Below are 23,147 nucleotides of genomic sequence, written 5' to 3'. Positions count from 1 at the left end.
GAGCACAGCGACCGGAATGCGGTCAGAAGAACGGGAGCTCGCGTTTGAAACGCAAGAAGACAGGCGCCGTCGTCACCGCCGGCATCTTGGTCCTGGCCCTGGGCGCCTACACCGTCGTCGACGCCTATGATCTCGTCCCCGGGATGCCCGGGTTCCTCACCACCGACCCCGCCATCGAGGTCCAGGCCGTGCCCACCCCCGATGCCACCGGCAAGGAGGTCCCGGCGCCGGCCTCGGCGGTCGACGATTCCGCTCCCACACCGACGAAGATCCCCGAGGAGGTCGACGCGATCCTCAAGGACGCGAAGGTCAAGGGCTTCGGCATCGAAGTCCGCGATGGGCTCAGCGATGACGTCCTCTACGCGAAGGACGAAACCAAGGCGCGCACCCCGGCGTCCGTGACGAAGGTGCTCACCGCGGCCGCCGCCCTTGAGACCATCGGCGGTCAGGCGCGGCTGAAGACCACGACGAGCTTCGACGCCTCCACCGACACGGTGACCCTGACCGGCGGCGGGGACCCGCTGCTGTCCGCGGGGGAGTCCGACCCCGGTTCCGTCAACGGCCACGGCGGACTGAAGACCCTGGCTGAGCAGACCGCTGAGTCCCTGAAAAGCAAGAACGTCGCCGAGGTGGCCCTCAACCTGGATACGTCCCGGTACTCGGGGGAAGACTTCAGTCCCGGCTGGGAGCGGGCGGACATCGCCAAGGGCGTGATCACCCCGATCCAGCCGCTGATGGTCGACTCCGGCTACGTCGGCAGCAAGGACCGTGCATGGCGCGGCCGCAGCGACAAGCCCGCCAAGGACGCCTTCTCCACCTTCGAGAAGGAGCTGAAGAAGGCCGGAATCACGGTCACCGACAGCAGCGACGCAGGCGAACAGGCCGCGGATGAGAATGCAGAGCCCCTCGCCGAGGTGGAATCGGCGACGCTCTCCGAGATCGTCGAATTCGCGCTCGTGCACAGTGACAACGTCGTCGCCGAGGTGCTCGGCAACGAGGTCGCCATCGCCCAGGGCGAACCCGGCAGCATCGAGGCCGGACCCGAAGCGGTGCTTGCCGCCCTCGGCGATTCCCTGGACCTGGGCACCATCCATCTCGAAGACACTTCCGGGCTGTCCTACGAGAACCGGATCAGCCCGCACGACCTGACGACGATCCTCCAGGCCTCGGTGGTCGCCGATGACTCCCTTGCCGGGCTGATCAGCTACTTCCCGGTCGGCGGACTGACAGGAACGCTGACCGAGCGGCTGACCGAGGACGAGAACGCCGCCGGCACCGTGCACGCGAAGACGGGCACGCTCTCGACCGTGACCTCCCTGGCCGGCGGGGTGCTCGACGCCGAAGGGCGCTATCTCGTCTTCTCCCTGCAGATCGACGATGTGGACAAGGACAGGATCTTGGAAGCCAGAAAGACCGTCGACGATGTCGTCACCGTGCTCGCGAACTGCGGGTGCCGATGATCATCGACGAGAAGTTCGCCGCCCGCACCGCCCGCGAACTCGTGCCCACCGCGAAGGTCCCGGACCCGGACGAACTCGACCAGCTGGTCGCCGGACTCAAGGACAATGCGCTGACCGCCCAGGACCTCGTCCTCGACTCCTTCCTGCTGACACCCGAGCACGCCGATGACGTGCGCTCGCGCCTGGCCGCAGGTTCCGTGCTCGTCCTCGACCAGCTCGGCTGGGTTAAGGCGAACGCGCAGTCGATCAACGGCATGGTCGAACCGGGTGCCCTGCCGGCCCCGGTCGGTCCGGCCACGGCGAAAGGCGCGGCCGTCGAACTCGCCGGAGTCCTCTCGCTGCTTTCGACCAGGGTGCTCGGCCAATTCGACCCCTTCGCCGTCGAGACCGGACGCCTGATGTTCGTCGCCCCGGCAGTGCTCATCGCCGAGGAGGCGATGAACGTCGACCCGCGTGACTTCCGGATGTGGGTGGCCCTCCACGAGGCGACCCACCAGGTCCAGTTCGCCACCGCACCCTGGCTGCGCGAGCACATGCGCACCCTGCTCTCCCGCGTCGTCGCCACCCCGCTCAAGGTCTCCGGGATCGGAGGCGTCGCGGATCTCTTCGCCACCCTCGGCCGGATCGTCAAGGGCGAGGCCAGCATGGTCGACCTCATCCGCGATGAGGACATGCGTGAAGCCCTCGATGAGGCCTCGGCGATACTCAGCCTCCTCGAAGGCCACGCCGACGTCGTCATGGACGAGGTCGGCATCGAAGTGATCCCGAGCGTGCGGAAGCTGCGCCGGAAGTTCGAGGCCCGCCGCGACGCCGGACAGGGCGGATTCCTGTCCAATCTGCTGGGCCTGAATCTCAAGCTCGCGCAGTACCGCGACGGGGCGAAGTTCGTCCGCGCAGTCCGCCGCGAGGTCGGCCAGACCGGGTTCTCGGCCATCTACGCCTCGGTGCGCAATCTTCCGACGAGCGCGGAGATCCAGACCCCACGCCTGTGGCTTGACCGTGTCCACGGCTGAGACACCCGGCCCGCCGCCTCGCCGTCCGAGCCTCGACCCCGCCAGCAGCGCCATCCGCAATGCCGTGCGCGCCCTGCTGGCCGAGGTGAACGCAAGCGAAGTCGGACCCGGGACCGGTGCCCCGCCACGCATCATCCTCGCCGTGTCCGGGGGAGCGGACTCGATGGCCCTGCTCCACGCCTGCGCCTTCCTCCACCGCCGCGGGGAGTGCGAGGCCCGCGCGGTGACCGTCGACCACGGACTGCAGACCGGTTCCGCCGAGGTGGCCCGCCGTGTCCTCGCCACCGCCGAATCCTGGGGTGTGCCCGCAGAGATCAGCACCGTCTCCGTCGACGCCGGCACCGTAGGCCTCGAGGCGGCCGCCCGGGACGTCCGCTACGCAGCCCTCGAGGCGGCGCGCTCACGGGCCGGGGCGAGATGGATCCTCACCGCGCACACCCAGAGCGACCAGGCCGAGACCGTGCTGCTCGGACTCATGCGCGGCTCCGGCACTCGGTCCCTGGCCGGAATGGCCCCGCGCACGGGGGCGCTGCTGCGTCCCCTGCTCGGCCTGACCCGGGCCGAGACCACCGCTTCGTGTGCGGCACAGAACATCACCGTGTGGGACGACCCGATGAACGAGGACGAGTCCTTTGCGCGGGTGCGCACCCGCCGACTCCTCGCCCGGCTCGAGACCGAACTCGGGCAGCCGATCACCGCGAACCTCTCCCGCACCGCCGAACTGTGCCGGACCGATGCCGACTGCCTCGACTCCATCGCCGAGGAGGACGCAGCCGAACTGCGCGGACACTCCGAGATCCCTCTCGAACGGCTCACCGCCCTGCCCGAGGCGATCCTCACCCGAGTGCTGCGCGACTGGCTGACCTCCCTCGGCGTTCCGGCCCAGAGCTTCGGGGCCCAACGCATCGCCGAACTCTCCGCCCTGATCAGAGCGGGAAAGCGGGGCCGGCTGTCCCTGCCCGGGGACACCGAGGTCATCATCGCCGGATCCCGACTGCGGTTTCAGCTCGCCGCCAAGGCCCGCTGAGACTCTCGCCTCGTCAGTCCAGGCGCAGCCCGCCGAGCAGCCGTCCGCCCGAGGCGATCAGCCGACCCGCCTTGTAAACGTCACGGTCCGTCGGGCAGTCCATGATCGCCGAGGTGACCGTATCGGCATCGACGAGCATGAAGTCCGCGGGGGCGCCGACGGCCAGCCCGAACCTGGCATCCTCGGTCAGTGTGGAGCCGTCGGGTCTGGCCCCGGCCATCACCTGGGCGCCGCCCCGGGAGGCGATGTCGAGGCAGTGCTCGATAGCGGCATCGGCCCGGAACCCGTTCGTGAAGGCCAGCTGCCAGGTCCGCCGCAGCAGATCCCCGTCGCCGTAAGGGCTCCAGTAGTCGCGCTGCCCGTCCTCTCCGAGGCCGAGGGCCACCCGGTTCTCTGTCAGCAGCGTCTGCGGCAGGACGCTCTTGGCAGGAGCCACCGTGGTCAGGCAGATGCCCGCCTCGGCGAGGAGTTCGATCACGCGGCGAACCTCCGATTCGGGGTTCGAACTCAGGGCGAAGGCGTGGGAGATCGTCACCCGGCCTTCCATCGCCAGGGACTTCGTCCGGGCGGCGATCTCCTCCATCGAGAACACGCCGGCGCTGCCGCCCTCATGGAGGTGGATGTCGACGCCTGCCGCGTGCTTCTCGGCCAGAGCGAAGACCACGTCGAGGTGGGCCACGGGATCCCGATCATAGAGCAGCGGATCGAGTCCGCCGACGAGATCGGCGCCTTCGGACAGTGCCGCATCGAGGAGATCCCGCACCCCCTTCTCGGACACGATCCCGGCCTGCGGGAAGGCGACGAGCTGCGAGTCGAGGACATCGGAATGATCGGCCAGGGCATCACGGACCCCACGGAAGCGCTCGAGACCGCAGTCGGCGTCGACCTGCGCATGCGATCGGATCCGCGTGCCGCCGGAGGCGATGATCGCCCCGATCGCAAAGGCCGCCTGATCGCGGACGCTGCGCTCGCCGCCGCGCCAGTTCTCCCGATCGTTCATGATGTACCCGTGCAGGGTCCCATCGGCGGTGTGCGGACGGAAGGTCTGACCCATCCGGTTCGAATCGAGATGAGCATGGACGTCGCCGAGGCTGGGCAGCAGCAGCCTGCCCCCGCCGTCGATGGTCTCGCCGGCAGTCTCAACCGGCGATCCCGCCGAGGCGGTGATGCCGGAGATCCGCCCAGCGGCGATCTCCACATCGACGGCCTGATCATCGGGCCGACGGGAAAACAGGCGGACGTTCGTCAGCAGGGTCATGGCGGCATCCTTCGAGCGGGGACAGGCGGTCGCTTAAACGGTATACCATTGAAGCTCGCCTCGGAAGGGACGCCCGGCGCACCTCCACAGTTCCGGATGGGCACCTCCGCCGGTCCGGGTGCGAACCGACACCGAACCGTCTGAAAGGATGAGGCCATGACCACTGAGCCCACCGCAGCACCCCGCACCGGGCGGGGGCTCGATGCGCTGGCGCTGCTTACCCTCATCCTCATCGCCTGTTCGCTGCGTCCCGCCGCCTCTTCACTGGGCCCGGTGCTCTCAGAGGTCAAGTCCGCCTTTGCCCTGGTCGAATGGCAGACGGGGCTGCTCACCGCGCTGCCGGGGCTCGTGTTCGCGATCTGCGGATTCCTCGCCGTGCCGCTGCTGCGCCGGGTCGGCCTCTTCACCTCCCTCGTCATCGCCTGTTCGCTCATCACCCTCGGCGTCGGCGCCCGGGTGCTCGTCGGCGACTGGGTCGGATTCGCCGCGCTGACCGTCCTCGCCCTGGCCGGAATGTCGCTGGGCAACGTCATCCTGCCGGTGTTCGTCAAGACCCGCTTCCCCGACCGCGCCGGACTCGGCGCCACCGCCTTCACAGTCTCGCTGGGCCTGGGCTCGATGTTCCCCGCCTTCCTCACCGCCCCCATCGCCGGACACTTCGAGGACTGGCGCTTCGGTCTCGGCTTCTGGGTGCTCCTGCCCGCCTGCGCTCTGCTTTCCTGGACCGTGCTCAGGCTGGCCGGATCGGTGCCCAACCTGCGCGCGAGCGCGCCCGAGACGGATGCCGCAGGGTCGCCTCGGCGCCACATATACACCTCCTCCAAGGCCCGGTACATGGCCATGTTCTTCGGGCTCCAGTCCGTCAACGCCTACGTCCAATTCGGGTGGCTGCCGCAGATCTACCGGGACGCGGGCCTCGATCCGGTGGCCGCGGGCATCATGCTCACGATCGTCACCCTCGGCGGGATTCCCGGCGGCTTCCTCGCCCCGCAGATCATCATGCGCGGCATCCTGCCGCGCTTCTTCCTCCTCAGCTTCTCTCTCAGCGCCGTCATCGGATACACGGGCCTGCTGCTGGCCCCGACCGCGGTCCCCGCGCTGTGGGCGATCCTCCTCTCCTACGGCGGCTTCGCCTTCCCGGCCGCACTCGCCCTCATCACCGGGCGAACCCGCGAGGTCTCGGTGACCGCTCGCACCTCCGCCTTCGTGCAGTCCTCCGGCTACATCCTCGCCGCTATCGGCCCGCTCGCCGTGGGCGGACTACTCGGTCTCAGCGGGGGATGGGCGGTGCCGCTGTGGTTCATGGTCGGAGTCTCGACGCTCATGGGCGTGACCGGATTCCTCGCCGCATCCCCCGGTTCGGTCGACGAGGAACTCACACTGTGACCCTCCGCGGTGGCACGGCGGGTCGTCGGTGACCCATAATGGAGGCACACCCACCCCATACGAGGAGAATCGACCGCAGTGGACATCAACGATCTCGGCAGTGACATCGACCAGGTACTCGTCTCGGAAGAACAGATAGCCGCACGACTCGTTGAGCTGGCCGCCGCCATCGATGAAGACTACAAGGACAAGGACATCCTCCTCGTCGGCGTCCTCAAGGGCGCGGTCATGGTCATGGCCGATCTGGCCCGGGCCCTGCACTCCCCGGTGACGATGGACTGGATGGCCGTGTCCTCCTACGGCTCCGGGACGAAGTCCTCCGGCGTCGTGCGCATCCTCAAAGACCTCGACACCGATCTCACCGGCCGCCATGTGCTCATCGTCGAGGACATCATCGACTCCGGTCTGACCCTGTCCTGGCTGGTCCAGAACCTGCGCACCCGCGGGGCGGCGACCGTGGAGATCTGCACGATGCTGCGCAAGCCCGAGGCCGTCAAGGTCGACATCGACGTCAGGTACGTCGGCTTCGACGTCCCCAACGAGTTCGTCATCGGCTACGGCCTCGACTACGCCGAAAAGTATCGCAACGTTCCCTTCGTCGCGACCTTGGCGCAGCACGTCTACAGCTGAATTACGTCGAGAGCGCAATCGGATCCGCTGGGACCGGTAACAACGCCGGTCCCATTCGGGCTATACCGGTGACAGGGACTAGGCTGTGGGGGATGTTCCCAGGCAGCCTCGGTAGCCTGAAGCGGTTGCCCACATCTTTTTCCTGAGAGGACTTATGGCCGAGTCGAACAAGCGTCGCCCACTGCTCAACAAGGCGACGAAGGGGCCGTTGATCTGGATCGTGATGGCCCTGCTGGTGGTGTCCATCGGGGCGTTGCTCTTCAGCCGGGTCGGGTTCAGCCAGATCGACACCGAACAGGGTCTGGATCTGCTGGGCGACGACAAGGTCGAGCAGGCCAAGATCGTCGACAAGGACCAGCGCGTCGACCTCACCCTCAAAGAGGACTTTAAGGTCGGCGACCAGGACTTCGGCAAGAAGGTCCAGTTCTTCTACGTCGAGCAGCGCGGTGAGCAGGTCGTCAAGGCCGTCGACTCCGCGAGCCCGGACAAGGGATTCACCGACGAGGTGCCTAAGCAGTCCTGGCTGATGTCCCTGCTGGGAACCCTCATCCCTTTCGTCATCATCTTCGTTGTCTTCTGGTTCCTCATCTCCCAGATGTCGGGCGGGAAGATGATGAACTTCGGCAAGTCGAAGGCCAAGCTCGTCAACAAGGAGAACCCCGACGTCACGTTCAAGGACGTGGCCGGAGTCGACGAGGCTCTCGAAGAGCTCGAGGAGATCAAGGAATTCCTCGCCGAGCCCGAGAAGTTCAAGGCTGTCGGTGCGAAGATCCCCAAGGGCGTGCTCCTCTATGGCCAGCCGGGCACCGGTAAGACCCTGCTCGCGAAGGCCGTGGCCGGTGAGGCCGGAGTGCCCTTCTACTCGATCTCCGGCTCCGACTTCGTCGAGATGTACGTCGGCGTCGGCGCCTCCCGCGTCCGCGACCTGTTCGAACAGGCCAAGACCAACGCCCCCTGCATCATCTTCATCGACGAGATCGACGCCGTCGGCCGCCAGCGCGGCGCCGGCATGGGCGGCGGCCACGACGAACGCGAGCAGACGCTCAACCAGCTCCTCGTTGAGATGGACGGCTTCGACGTCAAGACCAATGTCATCCTCATCGCCGCGACCAACCGCCCCGATGTCCTCGACCCGGCGCTGCTGCGCCCGGGCCGCTTCGACCGGCAGATTCCCGTCGAAGCCCCGGACATGAAGGGCCGCAAGCACATCCTCGAGGTCCATGCCGCGGACAAACCCCTGGCCGAGGAAGTCGATCTCGGGCAGATCGCCAAGCGCACCCCCGGATTCTCCGGTGCCGATCTGGCCAACGTGCTCAACGAGGCGGCCCTGCTGACCGCCCGTGAGAACGCGAAGGTCATCGACAACCGGATCTTGGATGAGGCCATCGACCGCGTCATCGCCGGACCCCAGAAGCGGACCCGCCTGATGAACGACAAGGAACGCCTCGTCACCGCCTACCATGAGGGCGGTCACGCCCTGGTCGCGGCGGCGATGAACCAGACGGATCCGGTCACGAAGGTGACGATCCTTCCGCGCGGTCGGGCCCTGGGCTACACCATGGTGCTGCCGAGCGAGGACAAGTACTCGACGACGCGCAATGAGCTGCTCGACCAGCTCGCCTACGCCATGGGCGGGCGCGTGGCCGAGGAGATCGTCTTCCACGACCCGACCACCGGAGCCAGCAACGACATCGAGAAGGCCACGGGCATCGCCCGCAAGATGGTCACCCAGTACGGCATGAGCGAGAAGCTGGGCATGGTCAAGATCGGCGACGACCAGTCCGAGCCCTTCGCCGGCCGCGGCTACGGCGGGGGAGACGAGTACGGGGATTCGACCCTGTCCTCGATCGACGCCGAGGTCAGGACCATCGTCGACTCCGCCCACGCCGACGCCTACTGGGCGCTGACCCACAACCGCGACGTGCTCGACAATCTGGCCTACCAGCTGCTCGAACGCGAGACCCTCGACCAGGCCGCCCTCGAGGCGATCTTCGCCGATGTCGTCAAGCGTCCCACCCGCGAGGTGTGGCTGGCCCACGACGATCGTCCGGTCTCCGAACGCGGTCCGATCGATCCGCCGCCCTCGGCCAACGGCAAGTCCGAAGGTGAGGGCTCGACCGGCGCCGAGGTGGACACCACCGACATCCCGGGCGCGGGCCCCACCGGTGTCAACGGTCCGCACGTTCCCGAGAACCCGAGCGGACCGACCGGCCCCGACGGCCCGACAGGCCCGACCGGCCCCAACGGGCCGATCAACCCGAACGACGACAGAGGGAACGGCATCTGATGGCCGATATCGAAGGGGTGACCGCCGGCCTCGGCACGGCCCCCGCCGGGCACGAGAACAAGGTCGACCAGGCGCGGATCGCCGCCGCCGTGCGTGAGATCCTCATCGCCGTCGGAGAGGATCCCGACCGGGAGGGGCTGCTCGAGACTCCCGCCCGAGTCGCCCGCGCCTATGAGGAGGTCTTCGCCGGTCTCCACCGCGATCCCTCCGAAGTCCTCGGAGTGACCTTCGACATCAGCCACGAGGAGATGGTCCTCGTCCGCGACATCGACCTGTACTCGATGTGCGAACACCACCTCGTGCCCTTCCACGGCGTCGCCCACATCGGCTACATCCCGAGCAAGCAGGGCAAGGTCACCGGCCTGTCAAAGCTGGCCCGCCTCGTCGAGATCTACGCCCGTCGTCCGCAGGTCCAGGAACGGCTGACCACGCAGATCGCCGACGCACTGGTCGAACACCTCGAACCGCGCGGAGCGATCGTCGTCGTCGAGGCCGAGCACCTGTGCATGACCATGCGCGGGGTCCGCAAACCCGGAGCCTCGACGATCACCTCGGCCGTCCGCGGCCAGCTGCGGGAGACCGCCTCCCGAGCAGAAGCGATGAGCCTGATCCTGCGGGGGTAGTGGACACCGATGCCGAATCCCGAACCCACGAAGATCATGGGCGTCCTCAACGTCACGCCCGACTCCTTCTCCGACGGCGGACGCTGGTTCGATCATGAGCGGGCCATCGCTCACGGGATCGACCTCCTCGATGCCGGTGCCGACATCATCGACGTCGGCGGGGAGTCCACCCGCCCCGGAGCCGTCCGCGTCGACGAGGCCGAGGAGCTGCGGCGAGTCATCCCCGTGGTCAGAGAGCTCGCCGCTGCCGGCATCGTGATAAGCGTCGACACCATGCGGGCGAAGGTCGCCGAAGCCTCGCTGGATGCCGGCGCCCAGATCATCAACGACGTCTCCGCCGGACAGTCGGATCCGACGATGCTGTCCGTGGCCGCGCAGACCGCGGCCCCCGTCGTGCTCATGCATTGGCGCGGCTACCTCGATCAGGCAGCCGCTACCTTCCATTACGAGGATGTCGTCGCCGAGGTGATCGCCGAGCTGCGTGTGCGCATCGACGAGGCCATCGCCGTCGGGGTGAAGACGGAGAACATCATCGTCGATCCCGGCCTGGGGTTCTCGAAGAACGCCGAGCACAACTGGCAGATCCTGGCCGCCCTCGATGAGTTCGCGGTGCTCGAGCACCGACTCCTTGTCGCCGCCAGCCGCAAGCGCTTCATCTCCACCCTGCTCTCTCCGAAGGATCCGAAGCGCGCCGAGGAGGCCGCGAAGGACCAGGCGACCGCTGCGATCTCGACCCTGGCGGCTCAGGCCGGGGCCTGGGCGGTCCGCGTCCACGAACCGGCCACCTCGGCGATCGCCTGCCGGGTCGTTGCCGCCGTGGCCGAGCATGCCCGCGGGGTGCAGGCCTGATGGGCGTGCAGAAGCACCCGCACGCACCCGACCGGATCGAGCTGCGCGGACTGCGGGTGCGCGGCAACCACGGGGTCTTCGACTTCGAGAAACGCGATGGCCAGGACTTCGTCATCGACGTCACCCTCCACACCTCGGTGGTTGCGGCCGCGGCCAGCGACGACATCGCCGAGACCATCCACTACGGGGAGCTGGCCGAGGACGTCGCGCACATCGTCGAGGACAACACCTTCGATCTCATCGAAACACTCGCCGAGACCATCGCCACGCACTGCCTGACCCTCGCCGAGCGGGTCGACGTCGTCGTCCACAAACCCAGCGCCCCCATCCAACGCAGCTTCGCCGACGTCTCCGTCAGCGTTTCACGCGCTCGCGATGCGGACGCCTCCGTGGACGTCTCCGTGGACGAGGTGCCCACAGAGACCGAGGCGTACCTCAATCTCGGGGCCAACCTCGGCGATCCGAAGGACACTCTCGAACTCGCCGTCGAGGCTCTCGACCGGCACCCGCGGATCACTGTGACCGCACGGTCCTCGCTCTACCTCACGGCCCCGTGGGGCGGGGTCGAGCAGAACGACTTCCACAACCTCGGCGTTCTGGTCAGGACGAGCCTGACGGCGCACGAGCTGCTGGCCGTCGCCCAGGGGATCGAAGTCGCTTGCGGGAGGACTCGGGAGCTGCGGTGGGGGCCGCGCACGCTCGACATCGACCTGATCCGATACGGGAGAGGCGAGGATGAGACGATCCTCGACACCGCGGTGCTGAGCCTGCCGCACCCGCGCGCCCACGAACGCGCCTTCGTCCTCGCCCCCTGGGCCGAACTCGAGGAGCAGACGAGCATCCTCACCCCTGCGGGCAGGCGTCCGCTGACCACGGTGCTCGCGGAGCTCTCCGGGCAGGAGATCACGAAACTGCCCTCACCAACGGACCCCTGATCTGACAGACTGGGAACCATGCAGAGAACATCCTCGGGGACCCTCGCCGTCTGGGCCGTCATCGGCGCAGTGCTGGCGCCGGTGGTCGACGTGGTGCTCGAAAGCCAGGGCTTTGCACTGCCCGGCCTGCCCTGGTTCGCGATCATCGGGATGCTCATTCTCTCAGGCGTCCTGCTCGTCCTCGGGTGGCCGATCAAGAAATGGAACGACGGCGACCGGACCAAGGAGATCGACCCCCTGCAGGCGGCTCGGGTGGCCATCATGGCCAAGGCCAGCGCCCTGACCGGAGCAGGCCTCGCCGGCTGGTACGTCGGCAATGCCGCATACTACTTCCTCTCCGCCCCAGGAATCCGCAACGATCTGGCGGCAGGTATGCTGTTCGCAATGATCGCCGCCGCCGTCCTCACGATCGTCGGCATGATCGTCGAAGGGTTCTGTGAGATCCCGCCCCAAGACCCGCCAGGAGCCGAAGCAGCATGAGCCGTGACCTGTCCTTCTCAATCGGAGCCGATGTGAACTTCAACCGGGTCAGTCCGAAATACGGGCTCAAGGAGGTCATCGGCAGTCTCATCATCCTCGTGCCGATGATCATCGTCGCCCTCGTCTTCGCCATCATCTTCACCGCCGAGGTGCCCTGGCTGCATGCGATCTGGGCAGTGCTCGTGGCCTTCACCGTCTTCATCGTCATCATCACCCTGCGCCAGGCCAGAGCGATCGGCTATGCCGAACGCGAGGACGATCTGCTCATCCGCCGCGGCATCATGTTCCACCGGGCCACCGTCGTCCCCTACGGCCGGCTACAGTTCGTCGACGTCGACTCCGGCCCCATCGACCGGATGTTCGGGATGGCCACTGTCAAACTCCACACCGCCTCGGCGGCCACCGATGCGACCATCCCCGGCCTGCCCCGTGCAGAGGCCGACCGTCTCCGCGACAGCCTCGCCGGACTCGGCCAGGTCAATCTGGCGGGTCTGTGAGCATGAGCGAGGAACAGCCCGAGCCCACGATCAGCGACTCTGCCGCCGCTGACTCTGCGGTCAGCAACTCAGCCGTCAGCGACTCTCCCGTCACCAGCTCCCTGCACGGTGCGGCCGCACCCGAGGTGTGGCACCGGGTCCACCCGCTGACACCGATCCTCGAGAGCCTGGCCGTGCTCGTCGGTATCTTCATCGCCGCCGCCTACGGACTGCAGAACTTCGTCCAGTCCGCGGTCGAGGATCTGGCCACCGGAGACGGCGTCGACCTCGGGTTCGCCGGGTGGCTGCGCTCCCATCCGCTCGTTATCCTCGCCGTGGTCGGCGGCATCGTCCTCATTCTCCTGCTCACCGCCTTCATCAGCTGGCTGGCGTGGAGGGTGATGGGCTACCGCGTCGACGAGGAGTCCATCTACTACCGTCGCGGACTGCTGTCGAAGAAGCTGCGCAAGGCCCGCTTGGACCGGGTGCAGTCCATCGAGCTGCAGCAGAAGCTGCTGCCGCGGATGCTAGGCATGGCCGAGCTCGTCTTCGACGTCGCCGGCGGCTCCGACTCGAACATCTCCCTGAAGTACCTGGCGAGGAAGCGCGCCGAGGAGCTGCGCGACGAACTGCTCGCCGCCGTCAAGGCGAAGAAGCAGGGGACCGCCCGCGCCGAGGCTGGTGCCGGGTCGGTCTCGCCGGCAGGGGAGTCCGGGACAGCAGGGGCACCTGGGGCGCCTGGGGCGGGGAATTCCGTCGCTGCCGGGACCGCAGGGATTGCCGGTGCCGCTGGAGCCGCGGGGGCCGGCGCCGAGACCGACGGCACCGCTGCTGCCGCCGGTGCCGCGGAGCCGGGCATCGATCGCTCGGTACCCGAACGCCGGGATGAGAGCATCGGCGTGCGCCTTAGCAAGCGGCTCGGGACGATGGCCGATGGCGTCTCCCACGAAGCCGAGGGCAGTCTCAACGAACTGCTTGCGCCGTACAATCTCTCGGCCAATGTCGGCAAGGAGGGCGAGATCATCCGGGTGCCCGTGCACCGGGTGGTGGTGTCCTCACTGCTCAAGACCGAGACCATCATCTCGGTCCTCGTCGTCCTCCTCGTCCTTGCCGCCGCCATCGTGCTCCTGGCCTTCGGCATCACCGAAGCATTCATCCCGATGCTCGTCGGTGTCATCCCCGGCATCTTCGCCGCCTTCTCCGTGTTCAAGAAGAACCTCGACAATGCGAACTTCGTCGTGCGGCTCAGCGAGAACGGATTGGCCGTCAACCACGGCCTCTTCGCCACCTCACGCAAGGTGATCCCGCTCGATCGGCTGCAGGCCGTGTGCCTGCACCAGCCGCTGCTGTGGCGCTGGGCCGGCTGGTGGAAGGCCGAATACAACATCGCCAGCGCGAGCGGCTCGACAGATTCGAACCTGCTTCTGCCCGTCGGCGACATCGACCAGGCGCTGCTCATGGTCGGCCTCGCCCTGCCCGATCCGCAGCTGCCAGAAGGCGTCAGCGCCGACACCCTGATCCGCTCGGCGATGTATGACCGGAAGTCCGAGGATCCGCAGGCCCCCGCCGCGGAGGCGCTGTTCCATGGTCAGCCCCGGTCCTCACGGATCATCGACCCGCTGGTGTGGAAGCGGCGGGCCTACGCGCTGACCGAATCGATGCTCGTCCTCCGCCTCGGGGCGCTCGACCGGAGGGTCGACTTCGTCCCCCACGTGCGCGTGCAGTCGCTCAAATACCATCAGGGTCCTCTGCTGCGGAAACTGCGGCTCGCCTCGGTGTCAGTGCATTCGACCGCGGGCCCGATCATGCCCAGCGTCACCCACCAGGGTGTCGATGAGGCCAAACGCTTCTTCAACGAGCACGCCGATCGCACCCGCATCGCCCGCCAGCGCTTCGACGCGGAGGCGAAGACGGCCACGACCGCCCACCGCCCAGCCGAGGGGGACCGCGGATGAGCCCGGACGACGCCCCGCGGCTGGGCATCGGCATCATCGGCTGCGGCCGCTTGGGTGCGAGCGTCGGTGCCGCCTGGCGGCAGGCCGGGCACGCGGTCATCGGGGTCAGCGCCACCTCGGCGGCGAGCCTGGAGAGAGCCGAGAGCATGCTCCCCGGCGTACCCGTCCTCGACCCCGACGAGATCGCCGAACGGGTCGAGCTGCTGCTCATCGCCGTCCCTGACGGAGAGATCGAATCCCTGGTCACCGGGCTGGCGAACCTGGGGCGGATCCACTCCGGACAGATTCTCGTCCACTGCTCGGGACGCTACGGCACGGATGTCCTCGACGCCGGGACCCGCCTCGGCGCGCTTCCCATCGCCCTCCATCCCTCGCTGTCGTTCACGGGCACCGAGGTCGATCTGACGCGGCTGCGTCAGGCCACGGTCGCGGTCACCGCACCCGCGCCGATCCGCGCGGTCGGGGAGGCTCTCGTCGTCGAGATGGGCGCCGAACCGATCGAGCTCGCCGAGGCCGACCGCGCCCTCTACCACGCGGCCATCACGCATGCCTCGAACCACTCGATCACGATCATCAGCGAAGCCATGGAGATGCTCGCCGAGGCGGGAGTCGACGATCCTGCGCGTGTGCTCACCGCCCTCGTCGATGCGAGCGTGGCGAACACGCTGCAGAACGGACCCAAGGCTCTGACCGGACCGGTCAGCCGCGGGGACACCGGAACCGTCGCCGCCCACCTGAGCGCACTGAGTGAGTTCAGTCTCAGCGTCTCCAACCCGGCGGCCCGCAACAGCTACATCGCCTTGGCCCGGTCGACCACGGCGAAGGCGCTCAGCCTGGGGCGGATCAGCGACGCCCAGGCCCAGGAGATCCTCGCCGCACTCGACTGAGCGCACGGCTGAGCAGTCGGCTGACAACGCAACTGAGCACTCGGCTGCTCACGCGGCTGTTCACCCGACCGGACCGGTGGCTCCGAATTCCCCCGTGGGGCAGGGCACGGTAGCCTTGATTCCATGGCAGATACCGAGTCGAACACGCCCGAGAACGCAGACCTTTCACCCGAACATCTCGATCCGGAGCAGATCCGGATCCGAAAGGAAAAGCGCGCCAGGCTCTTGGACTCCGAGACCGAGGCGTACCCGGTTTCGATTCCCCGCACCCACACGCTGAGCGAGGTCCATGCCGCTCACGACGGACTCGAAGCGGGGGAGGAGACCGAGGACATCGTCGGCGTCGTCGGCCGCGTGGTCTTCGTGCGCACGACCGGGAAGCTGTGCTTCGTGACCCTGCAGTCCGGCGACGGCACCCGACTCCAGGGCATGCTCTCGCTGCGGGAAGTCGGTCAGGAGCGCCTCGACGACTTCAAGACCGATGTCGACCTCGGTGACTTCCTGTTCGTCCACGGCAAGGTCATCAAGTCCAAGCGCGGCGAGCTCTCCGTGCTCGCCGACTCCTGGTCGATGGCCTCGAAGGCGCTGCGCCCGCTGCCGGGACTGCACACCGAGCTGGCCGAGGACACTCGCGTCCGCCAGCGCTACCTCGACCTCATCACACGCGAGCAGGCGCGGGAGACGATGCTCACCCGCTCCAAGGTGATGAGCTCCCTGCGCCGGACCTTCGCCGACCAGGACTTCGTCGAGATCGAGACGCCGATGCTGCAGGTAATGCACGGCGGTGCCGCCGCACGTCCGTTCAAGACGCACATGAACGCCTACGACATCGATATGTACCTGCGCATCGCCCCCGAGCTCTTCCTCAAGCGCGCGATCGTCGGCGGCATCGAGAACGTGTTCGAAATCAACCGCAATTTCCGCAACGAGGGTGCAGACTCCACCCACTCGCCGGAATTCGCGATGCTCGAGGCCTACCAGTCCTATGGGGACTACCATTCGATCGCGGAGCTGACGAAGACGCTGATCCAGAATGCCGCGCAGGAGGCCACCGGTTCGCTCGTGGTCACTCTCGAAGACGGCAGCGACTACGATCTGGGCGGCGACTGGGCCGTGGTGAGTATGTACGAGAGCCTGTCCGCGGAGTCCGGGGTCGAGGTCACCCCGGAGACCGGTCTTGAGGTGCTCGATAAGATCGCGGCCGAACACGATGTCGACCTTGGCGGCGTCTTCCGCTCCCACGGAAAGTACGTCGAGGAGCTGTGGGAGCATTTCCACCAGGACAAGTTGTGGGCGCCGACATTCGTCACCGACTTCCCCGTCGACACCTCTCCGCTGGTGCGCGAGCACCGGACGAAGAAGGGCGTCGTGGAGAAATGGGATCTCTATGTGCGCGGCTACGAGCTCGCCACAGGCTATTCCGAGCTCGTCGACCCCGTCATCCAGCGCGAACGCTTCGAGGCGCAGGCCGCCGACGCTGCGAAGGGCGATGACGAGGCGATGGGGCTCGACGAGGAATTCCTCACCGCCATGGAACACGGCATGCCGCCGACCGGCGGAATGGGAATGGGACTCGATCGCCTCCTGATGGCACTGACCGGTTTGGGAATCCGCGAGACGATTCTCTTCCCGTTTACGAAACCGATTGCGAATTCGAGCGACGAAACGGTTCAGGAAGGCTGATTTCAATGATGGATCTCATCAAGGCTCTGCTCCCCTCGATCTGCGTGGGGCTGCTGTTCTGGTATGTGATGCGCAACATTCTTCGCGCTGACCGCACCGAACGCGAGCAGATCGATAAATTGTATTCGGAGCATGAAGTTAGTGAATTAGGCGGTAATACACAAACGGATGTTAAGCTGACTTCGACAAAAACCTCTGATTATGAAAAGAGTGATCATGGCAAGGGAGATGCGACTCGTTCTCACGGATGATTTTGACGGCTCCGAAGCGGCGGAGACCGTGCGCTTCAGCCTCGACCAGGCAACATACGAACTCGAGCTCTCGACAGAGAATGCCGATAAGCTCCGTGAAACGTTCGCTCCGTTCATCGCCAAGGCTCGCCGGGTAGCCAACCCCGGGGGACGCGGACGCCGTGCGGGCTCGAATGCGGGCCCGAAGCGCGACACCGCGAAGATCCGCGAATGGGCACAGGCGAACGGGTATCAGCTCGGTGACCGCGGACGTATTCCGCTGGAGATCGTGGAAGCCTACGAAGCAGCCGATAAATAGGGTCTGATTGCGGTTTCTTCGAGAGCCGCAGTATCCGCATTCCAAGCCGAGGGGCCAACGGTTCGACCGTTGGCCCCTCGGCCATTCACGCGATGAGAATTCAAATCTCGTACGAATCGGCACCGTCAGTTCTTTGTCACAGGAATTTGCCAGAATTAGGTTCGCCCCATCCGTGGTCCGATCCGCGGTTCCCGCAATTGCGGGCAATAGTGTCTTCTTGACAAGGCGATATGTGATGGCTTTAGAACTGGTCTCGGAAGGGGAATTCCGAGCGGAAATGGCGTCGCCGTTCTTCGTCGCGGGGTCGTCGGACCACCTCGGCGACGACATTGTGACGCGGCTTGGGTCCGCACGGATTGCGATGACCGGATTTCGCCCACAGCCAAACGGTTTCGGCTGATGGCGAAACGGGCAATAGAACCGTGCCCCAGGTCGTTAGGCTCAGAAGAATAACAAGACCGAGGAGGGTGAATATGTTCGAGCGGTTCACTGACCGAGCCCGCCGCGTGGTGGTGCTCGCCCAGGAAGAAGCCAAACTTCTCAAGCATAACTACATCGGAACCGAGCACATCCTGCTCGGACTGATCCACGAGGGTGAAGGCCTGGCGGCCAAAGCACTCGAGGGAATGGACATCTCCCTCGAGCAGGTGCGCGACCAGGTCCAGGAGATCATCGGACAGGGGCAGCAGGCGCCGAGCGGGCACATCCCGTTCACCCCGCGCGCCAAGAAGGTCCTCGAGCTCAGCCTCCGCGAAGCGCTGCAGCTCGGCCACAGCTACATCGGCACCGAGCACATCCTGCTCGGCCTCATCCGCGAGGGTGAAGGTGTTGCAGCACAGGTGCTCGTCAAGCTCGGAGCGGACCTGGGACGGGTCCGTCAGGAAGTCATCAAGCTGCTCTCCGGCTACCAGGGCAAAGAGCCCGTCTCCGCCGGCGGACGCGAAGAGGGGACCCCATCGGGTTCGCTGGTCCTCGACCAGTTCGGAACCAACCTCACCGCCGCCGCTCGCGAGGCGAAGCTCGACCCGGTCATCGGCCGGCATGAGCAGATGCAGCGCGTGATGCAGATCCTCTCGCGCAGGACGAAGAACAACCCCGTCCTCATCGGCGAACCCGGTGTCGGCAAGACGGCCGTCGTCGAGGGACTGGCTCAGGCCATCGTCAACGGCGATGTCCCGGAGATCCTCGTCGACAAGCAGCTCTACACGCTCGACCTCGGCTCCCTGGTCGCGGGCTCCCGCTACCGTGGTGACTTCGAGGAACGCCTGAAGAAGGTGCTCAAGGAGATCCGCACCCGCGGTGACATCATCCTGTTCATCGACGAGATCCACACCCTCGTCGGTGCCGGTGCCGCCGAAGGTGCGATCGATGCGGCCTCGATCCTCAAGCCGATGCTCGCCCGCGGTGAGCTGCAGACGATCGGTGCGACCACACTCGAGGAGTACCGCAAGCACATCGAGAAGGATGCCGCCCTCGAGCGTCGCTTCCAGCCGATCCAGGTCCCCGAGCCCTCGCTGGCGCATTCGATCGAGATCCTCAAGGGGCTGCGTGACAAGTACGAAGCCCACCACAAGGTCACGATCACCGAAGGTGCCTTGGCTGCGGCCGTGAACATGTCCGATCGCTACGTCAACGACCGGTACCTGCCGGACAAGGCGATCGACCTCATCGACGAAGCCGGTGCCAAGCTGCGCATCTCGCGTCTCTCGGTTCCCCAGGAGATCCGCGACCTCGAGGAGCAGATCCTCGAGGCTCGGCACCGCAAGGAAGCCGCGATCGACGCTCAGGACTTCGAGCTGGCGGCTTCGGAGCGCGACTCCGAGATGAAGCTGCAGCAGGAGAAGGACGACCAGACCGAGGCCTGGCGCAAGAGCGGCAAGGACACCTCGGCGACCGTTGATGCGGACCTGATCGCAGAGGTTCTCGCCTCGGCGACCGGCATTCCGATCTTCAAGCTCACCGAGGAGGAGTCCTCGCGTCTGCTGCGGATGGAAGACGAGCTGCACAAGCGCATCATCGGGCAGAACGACGCGGTCAAGTCGATCTCCCGTGCGATCCGCCGGACCCGTGCGGGTCTGAAGGATCCGAAGCGCCCGTCCGGTTCGTTCATCTTCGCCGGGCCCACCGGCGTCGGCAAGACCGAGCTTGCGAAGGCTCTCGCGGAGTTCCTGTTCGGCGATGAGGACTCGCTCATCAGCCTCGACATGTCGGAGTACTCGGAGAAGCACACCGTCTCGCGTCTCTTCGGTTCGCCTCCTGGCTACGTCGGCTACGAAGAGGGCGGCCAGCTGACCGAGAAGGTCCGTCGCAAGCCGTTCTCCGTAGTCCTCTTCGATGAGGTGGAGAAGGCCCACTCGGACATCTTCAACTCGCTGCTGCAGATCCTCGAAGACGGTCGCCTGACCGACTCCCAGGGGCGCGAGGTCGACTTCAAGAACACGATCATCATCATGACGACCAACCTGGGAACGCGCGACATCTCCAGCGGTCTTCAGATGGGATTCCAGGTCGAGGGTGACACCAAGAACAACTACGATCGCATGAAGCAGCGGGTCAACGAGGAGCTCAAGCAGCACTTCCGCCCCGAGTTCCTCAACCGCGTCGATGACACCATCGTGTTCCCGCAGCTGAACAAGGAAGAGATCCTCGAGATCGTCGACCTGTTCCTCGAGCGGCTCGACACCCGTCTGGCCGACCAGGGCATGAAGGTCGAACTCACGGATGCGGCGAAGTCCCTGTTGGCCGATCGCGGCTACGATCCGGTGCTCGGCGCCCGTCCGCTGCGTCGGACCATCCAGCTCGAGATCGAGGATCATCTCTCCGAGAAGATCCTGTTCAAGGAGATCGGTCGGGGTCAGACCATCAAGGTCGACGTGACGGGCGAAGGCAAGGACGCAGAGTTCACCTTCGACGGCGTGGAGACCGAGAGCCTCGTCCCGAGCGGTGACGGCGACTCGGATGCCGAGAACGAGCTGGCCGGTGCCGGTTCGTCCGGTTCCACCGGTTCGGGCAGTTCGGCTTCCTGATCGGAGTGATCCGACTGATCGGATCGCTGCCTGACGAAGGCACCCGTTCGGCTCGCTGAGTCGTGAAGGCCCGGGGGACCAGCAGCAGCTGGGACCCCGGGCTTTTTCGTGCCCGCCGTCGATGGTGTTGAATGAGGTCATGAGCTCAGCCGCAGAGGATTTCGACCACGATCGGATCGCCCGGGACCACCACGACAATCACGGACTGCCCGGTGGCCTCTACCTGCGCCGTGCCAGGACCGGCGACGTCAAAGGCATAGAGGCCCTCGTCGCGCCGCTGGCCGAGGATCGCATCCTGCTGGCCAAGGACACGGTGACCTACTTCGAGACGCTGCAGGAGTTCTGGCTCGTCGTCGACCCCCAACCCGACGGCACGGAGATCCTCGCCGGCTGCGGGGCGCTGCACATCATCTGGTCCGATCTCGCCGAGGCGCGCACGGTCGCCACCTCGCCCGACTACCGGGGCAGGGGAGTCGGCAAGGCCCTCATCCGCCAGCTCATCGCCGATGCCCGGCAGCTCGGCGTCGACCGGATCTTCTGCCTGACCTTCGAGACCGGGTTCTTCGGCTCCCTGGGCTTCGAGCCGATCAAAGGCATCCCCGTCTCTCCGGAGGTCTACGTCGAGCTTCTGCATTCGACCGATGAAGGCGTCGCCGAGTTCCTCGACCTTGCTCGCGTCAAACCCAACACCCTGGGCAATTCGCGGATGATCAAGTTCCTCTGAGCCCTCGGCGATGGCGGCCTGCGGGTTTCAGCGCGGCAGGCTCAGCAGTTCGCCCCGGCGGTGCGCCAGCCCGTCGGTGACGAGGTCGGCGATCAGTCGTGAGACCCGTTCGGCATCCGTGCTCAGGTCCCTCATCGTCCCCAGCTTCGCCGAGGTGGCCGTCCCCAGGGTGTCGAGGAGTTCGGGATCGATCCGGGTCGTCGAGGCCGTGAAGAGGTCGATGCACACCGCGTCGGAGTCCGTGCCCTCGGCTTCCTCGTGGGCGGCCTTGAGCACGTCCATGATCGCACCCCGGAGCTGCCGGTCCGTGCCCGCCCATTTCTGCGTCTTCGGCTTCGTCGCCGAGGCGGGTCTGCCCAGTCGATTCCAGGCGCACATGTCCTGCAGCGGGCATTGCCCGCAGCTCGGGTTCCGGGCGGTGCACACGAGAGCACCGAACTCCATGACTCCGGCGTTCCATTTCACATGGTCGACCTCGGGAACGAATTGAGCCGCCCACCGGGTCTCCGCCCGGCCGGGTGAGGCCGTCGGCCGCTCCTGTCCGGCGAAGAGTCGGATGAGGACTCTGCGGACGTTCGTGTCGAGGACGGTGGTCCGCTGACCATTGGCGAACGAGGCGACGGCCGCAGCGGTGTATGAACCGATTCCGGGCAGTCGTTCGAGCTCTTCGGCCGATTCCGGCACCTCGTTGTCGAGGTCCTCGCTGATGGCTCGGGCCGCTTCCTGCAGGCGCAGAGCCCGACGCGGGTAGCCGAGTCGATCCCAACGTCGCAGCACCTCGGCGGTGGGAGCCTGCGCGAGGTCGGCCGGTGTCGGCCAGGTCTCCATCCACTCCTGCCAGCGGGGTGCGACGCGGGAGACGGGGGTCTGCTGGGACATGATCTCGCTGACGAGAATGGCCCAGGCGCTCGTTCCGGGTGCTCTCCACGGCAGGTCTCTGGCTGCGGAGTCGAACCAGGAGATGATCGTGCTGCGGACTCGGCGAATGTCCTCTGCGGCAACCTCCGGGAAGACGGGACGGGTGCCGCGGGAACTCGTTTCGGCGGTCGCTCGGTGTGTCATTTGGATGCTCCAACGCTTCGGCCTAGGCTCAAAGCGATGACTCCTTCCAATCGTGGTTCGCAGCCGAAGAACGGTGCCGGGCAGCCCCGCCAGTCTAGCGGGAAGCAGCCTGCGCACGTGTACCGTCGGCGACGGATCACGCTGGCTGTGCTCGGGCTCGTCGTCATCGGATTGCTCATCCTCGGCATCGTCGGGATCGTCAAAGCCATCGGTGGCAATGACGAGGGCAAGACCGATGTCGCTGCGGAGACCAGCCCCACGGCCGAGGAGAACACCGAAGCCCCGGTGCCCGATGAGAAGGCAGCGAGCGGGCGATGCCCCGATGACAAGGTCGCTCTCAAGGCCGAGATCGACAAGAAGAGCGTCAAGGATGGGGTCGAACCCGAGCTGGGCATGGTCATCGAGAACAAGCATGATGCTACCTGCCTCATCGAAGTCGGGACGGAGCAGCAGGAATTTGAGGTGAAGAAGGACGGGGATGTCGTCTGGTCCTCAAAGTACTGCGCGGCTGACAAGGACGAGAACGCCGAGGCGTCGACCGAGTTCGCTCCGGAGTCAGAGAAGACCTCGAAGATGAAGTGGAATCGCATCCAGGTCGATAAGAACTGCAACCGGACGAACAAGGACTTCGCTCCCGGCAAGTACGAGCTCGTCGTCAAGCTCGGTGAGCTCAAGAGTGAGCCGACGGAGTTCGAGCTCGAGAAGGATGCGGCCACCAAAGCCAAGGAGAAGAAGGAAGCCGAAGAGGAGAAGGCTGAGAAGGAGAAGGCCGAGAAGGAGAAGGAATCGGGGGAGTCGGAGAAGAAGACCGATGAGCCCGAGGACTCCTAAGGCTGA

General features: G+C 66.3%; 22 protein-coding genes. 20 read left to right on the top strand and 2 right to left on the bottom strand.

All coding sequences use genetic code 11. The features are described 5' to 3' along the window. Positions 1-44 precede the first annotated feature (44 nt). The 3 genes from dacB to tilS are packed head-to-tail and all read left to right on the top strand — an operon-like array spanning position 45 to position 3,500. Entirely contained in the window at positions 45-1,460 is a 1,416-nt protein-coding gene (gene dacB, locus CV023_RS14995) for a D-alanyl-D-alanine carboxypeptidase/D-alanyl-D-alanine endopeptidase (RefSeq protein ID WP_230747144.1), read from the top strand. Further along, a complete protein-coding gene (locus CV023_RS14990) occupies positions 1,457-2,473 on the top strand; it encodes a zinc-dependent metalloprotease (RefSeq protein ID WP_230747137.1) in 1,017 nt (338 codons plus the stop codon). The genes dacB and CV023_RS14990 overlap by 4 nt, the downstream gene beginning before the upstream one ends. Continuing rightward, positions 2,460-3,500 carry a tRNA lysidine(34) synthetase TilS gene (tilS, locus tag CV023_RS14985; RefSeq protein WP_230747132.1) on the top strand — a complete coding sequence of 347 codons (1,041 nt, stop codon included), beginning with the start codon at positions 2,460-2,462 and terminating at the stop codon, positions 3,498-3,500. Before CV023_RS14990 ends, tilS begins: the two co-directional genes overlap by 14 nt. A 13-nt stretch (positions 3,501-3,513) precedes the next feature. Here tilS and CV023_RS14980 read toward each other — a convergent pair whose 3' ends face one another. Continuing rightward, a complete protein-coding gene (locus CV023_RS14980) occupies positions 3,514-4,758 on the bottom strand; it encodes an amidohydrolase family protein (RefSeq protein WP_230747124.1) in 1,245 nt (414 codons plus the stop codon). A gap of 156 nt (positions 4,759-4,914) precedes the next feature. Between CV023_RS14980 and CV023_RS14975 the strand changes: the two genes are divergently transcribed. From CV023_RS14975 to CV023_RS14900, 16 genes are all read left to right on the top strand, one after another. Then, positions 4,915-6,144, top strand: a complete 1,230-nt coding sequence (locus CV023_RS14975) for an MFS transporter (protein WP_230747123.1) — start codon at positions 4,915-4,917, stop codon at positions 6,142-6,144. A gap of 78 nt (positions 6,145-6,222) precedes the next feature. Beyond that, entirely contained in the window at positions 6,223-6,774 is a 552-nt protein-coding gene (hpt, locus tag CV023_RS14970) for a hypoxanthine phosphoribosyltransferase (RefSeq protein WP_230747122.1), read from the top strand. Positions 6,775-6,928: 154 nt separating this feature from the next. Further along, positions 6,929-9,061, top strand: a complete 2,133-nt coding sequence (gene ftsH, locus CV023_RS14965; protein ID WP_230747116.1) for an ATP-dependent zinc metalloprotease FtsH — start codon at positions 6,929-6,931, stop codon at positions 9,059-9,061. Continuing rightward, on the top strand, positions 9,061-9,684 hold the full coding sequence (gene folE, locus CV023_RS14960; RefSeq protein WP_230747113.1) for a GTP cyclohydrolase I FolE: 624 nt from the start codon (positions 9,061-9,063) through the stop codon (positions 9,682-9,684). Before ftsH ends, folE begins: the two co-directional genes overlap by 1 nt. Positions 9,685-9,693: 9 nt before the next feature. After that, complete coding sequence (gene folP, locus CV023_RS14955) at positions 9,694-10,533, top strand: dihydropteroate synthase (protein ID WP_230747112.1); 840 nt, start codon at positions 9,694-9,696, stop codon at positions 10,531-10,533. Beyond that, a complete protein-coding gene (gene folK, locus CV023_RS14950; protein ID WP_230747111.1) occupies positions 10,533-11,468 on the top strand; it encodes a 2-amino-4-hydroxy-6-hydroxymethyldihydropteridine diphosphokinase in 936 nt (311 codons plus the stop codon). Before folP ends, folK begins: the two co-directional genes overlap by 1 nt. Positions 11,469-11,486: 18 nt before the next feature. Beyond that, complete coding sequence (locus tag CV023_RS14945) at positions 11,487-11,948, top strand: DUF3180 domain-containing protein (RefSeq protein WP_230747110.1); 462 nt, start codon at positions 11,487-11,489, stop codon at positions 11,946-11,948. Beyond that, positions 11,945-12,445 carry a PH domain-containing protein gene (locus tag CV023_RS14940; protein WP_230747108.1) on the top strand — a complete coding sequence of 167 codons (501 nt, stop codon included), beginning with the start codon at positions 11,945-11,947 and terminating at the stop codon, positions 12,443-12,445. Before CV023_RS14945 ends, CV023_RS14940 begins: the two co-directional genes overlap by 4 nt. Before the next feature lie 2 nt (positions 12,446-12,447). Beyond that, positions 12,448-14,379 carry a PH domain-containing protein gene (locus tag CV023_RS14935; protein WP_230747103.1) on the top strand — a complete coding sequence of 644 codons (1,932 nt, stop codon included), beginning with the start codon at positions 12,448-12,450 and terminating at the stop codon, positions 14,377-14,379. Continuing rightward, positions 14,376-15,266: a Rossmann-like and DUF2520 domain-containing protein gene (locus CV023_RS14930; RefSeq protein ID WP_230747098.1), complete on the top strand. Its 891-nt coding sequence runs from the start codon at positions 14,376-14,378 to the stop codon at positions 15,264-15,266. Before CV023_RS14935 ends, CV023_RS14930 begins: the two co-directional genes overlap by 4 nt. Positions 15,267-15,389: 123 nt before the next feature. Further along, positions 15,390-16,949, top strand: coding sequence for a lysine--tRNA ligase (lysS, locus tag CV023_RS14925; RefSeq protein WP_230747097.1), 1,560 nt, complete (start codon positions 15,390-15,392; stop codon positions 16,947-16,949). A gap of 5 nt (positions 16,950-16,954) precedes the next feature. Further along, positions 16,955-17,200 carry a hypothetical protein gene (locus CV023_RS14920; protein WP_230747096.1) on the top strand — a complete coding sequence of 82 codons (246 nt, stop codon included), beginning with the start codon at positions 16,955-16,957 and terminating at the stop codon, positions 17,198-17,200. Beyond that, positions 17,166-17,498, top strand: coding sequence for a histone-like nucleoid-structuring protein Lsr2 (locus CV023_RS14915; RefSeq protein ID WP_230747095.1), 333 nt, complete (start codon positions 17,166-17,168; stop codon positions 17,496-17,498). Before CV023_RS14920 ends, CV023_RS14915 begins: the two co-directional genes overlap by 35 nt. 235 nt (positions 17,499-17,733) lie before the next feature. Beyond that, a complete protein-coding gene (locus CV023_RS14910) occupies positions 17,734-17,898 on the top strand; it encodes a hypothetical protein (RefSeq protein ID WP_230747094.1) in 165 nt (54 codons plus the stop codon). 73 nt (positions 17,899-17,971) lie between these two features. Then, positions 17,972-20,524 carry an ATP-dependent Clp protease ATP-binding subunit gene (locus CV023_RS14905; RefSeq protein ID WP_230747093.1) on the top strand — a complete coding sequence of 851 codons (2,553 nt, stop codon included), beginning with the start codon at positions 17,972-17,974 and terminating at the stop codon, positions 20,522-20,524. 139 nt (positions 20,525-20,663) lie between these two features. Then, complete coding sequence (locus CV023_RS14900) at positions 20,664-21,248, top strand: amino-acid N-acetyltransferase (protein ID WP_230747092.1); 585 nt, start codon at positions 20,664-20,666, stop codon at positions 21,246-21,248. 27 nt (positions 21,249-21,275) lie between these two features. Here CV023_RS14900 and CV023_RS14895 read toward each other — a convergent pair whose 3' ends face one another. Beyond that, the gene (locus CV023_RS14895; protein ID WP_230747090.1) at positions 21,276-22,310 is read right to left on the bottom strand and encodes an A/G-specific adenine glycosylase; all 1,035 of its coding nucleotides are present in this window, start codon (positions 22,308-22,310) and stop codon (positions 21,276-21,278) included. 36 nt (positions 22,311-22,346) lie between these two features. On the opposite strand from CV023_RS14895, the gene CV023_RS14890 reads away from it, so the two are divergent. Then, positions 22,347-23,141: a hypothetical protein gene (locus CV023_RS14890; RefSeq protein WP_230747089.1), complete on the top strand. Its 795-nt coding sequence runs from the start codon at positions 22,347-22,349 to the stop codon at positions 23,139-23,141. Positions 23,142-23,147: the final 6 nt, after the last annotated feature.

The organism is Brevibacterium sp. CCUG 69071 (genome assembly GCF_021023135.1).
Taxonomy (GTDB): Bacteria; Actinomycetota; Actinomycetes; order Actinomycetales; family Brevibacteriaceae; genus Brevibacterium.
This window is presented reverse-complemented; position numbering and strand designations above follow the sequence as displayed.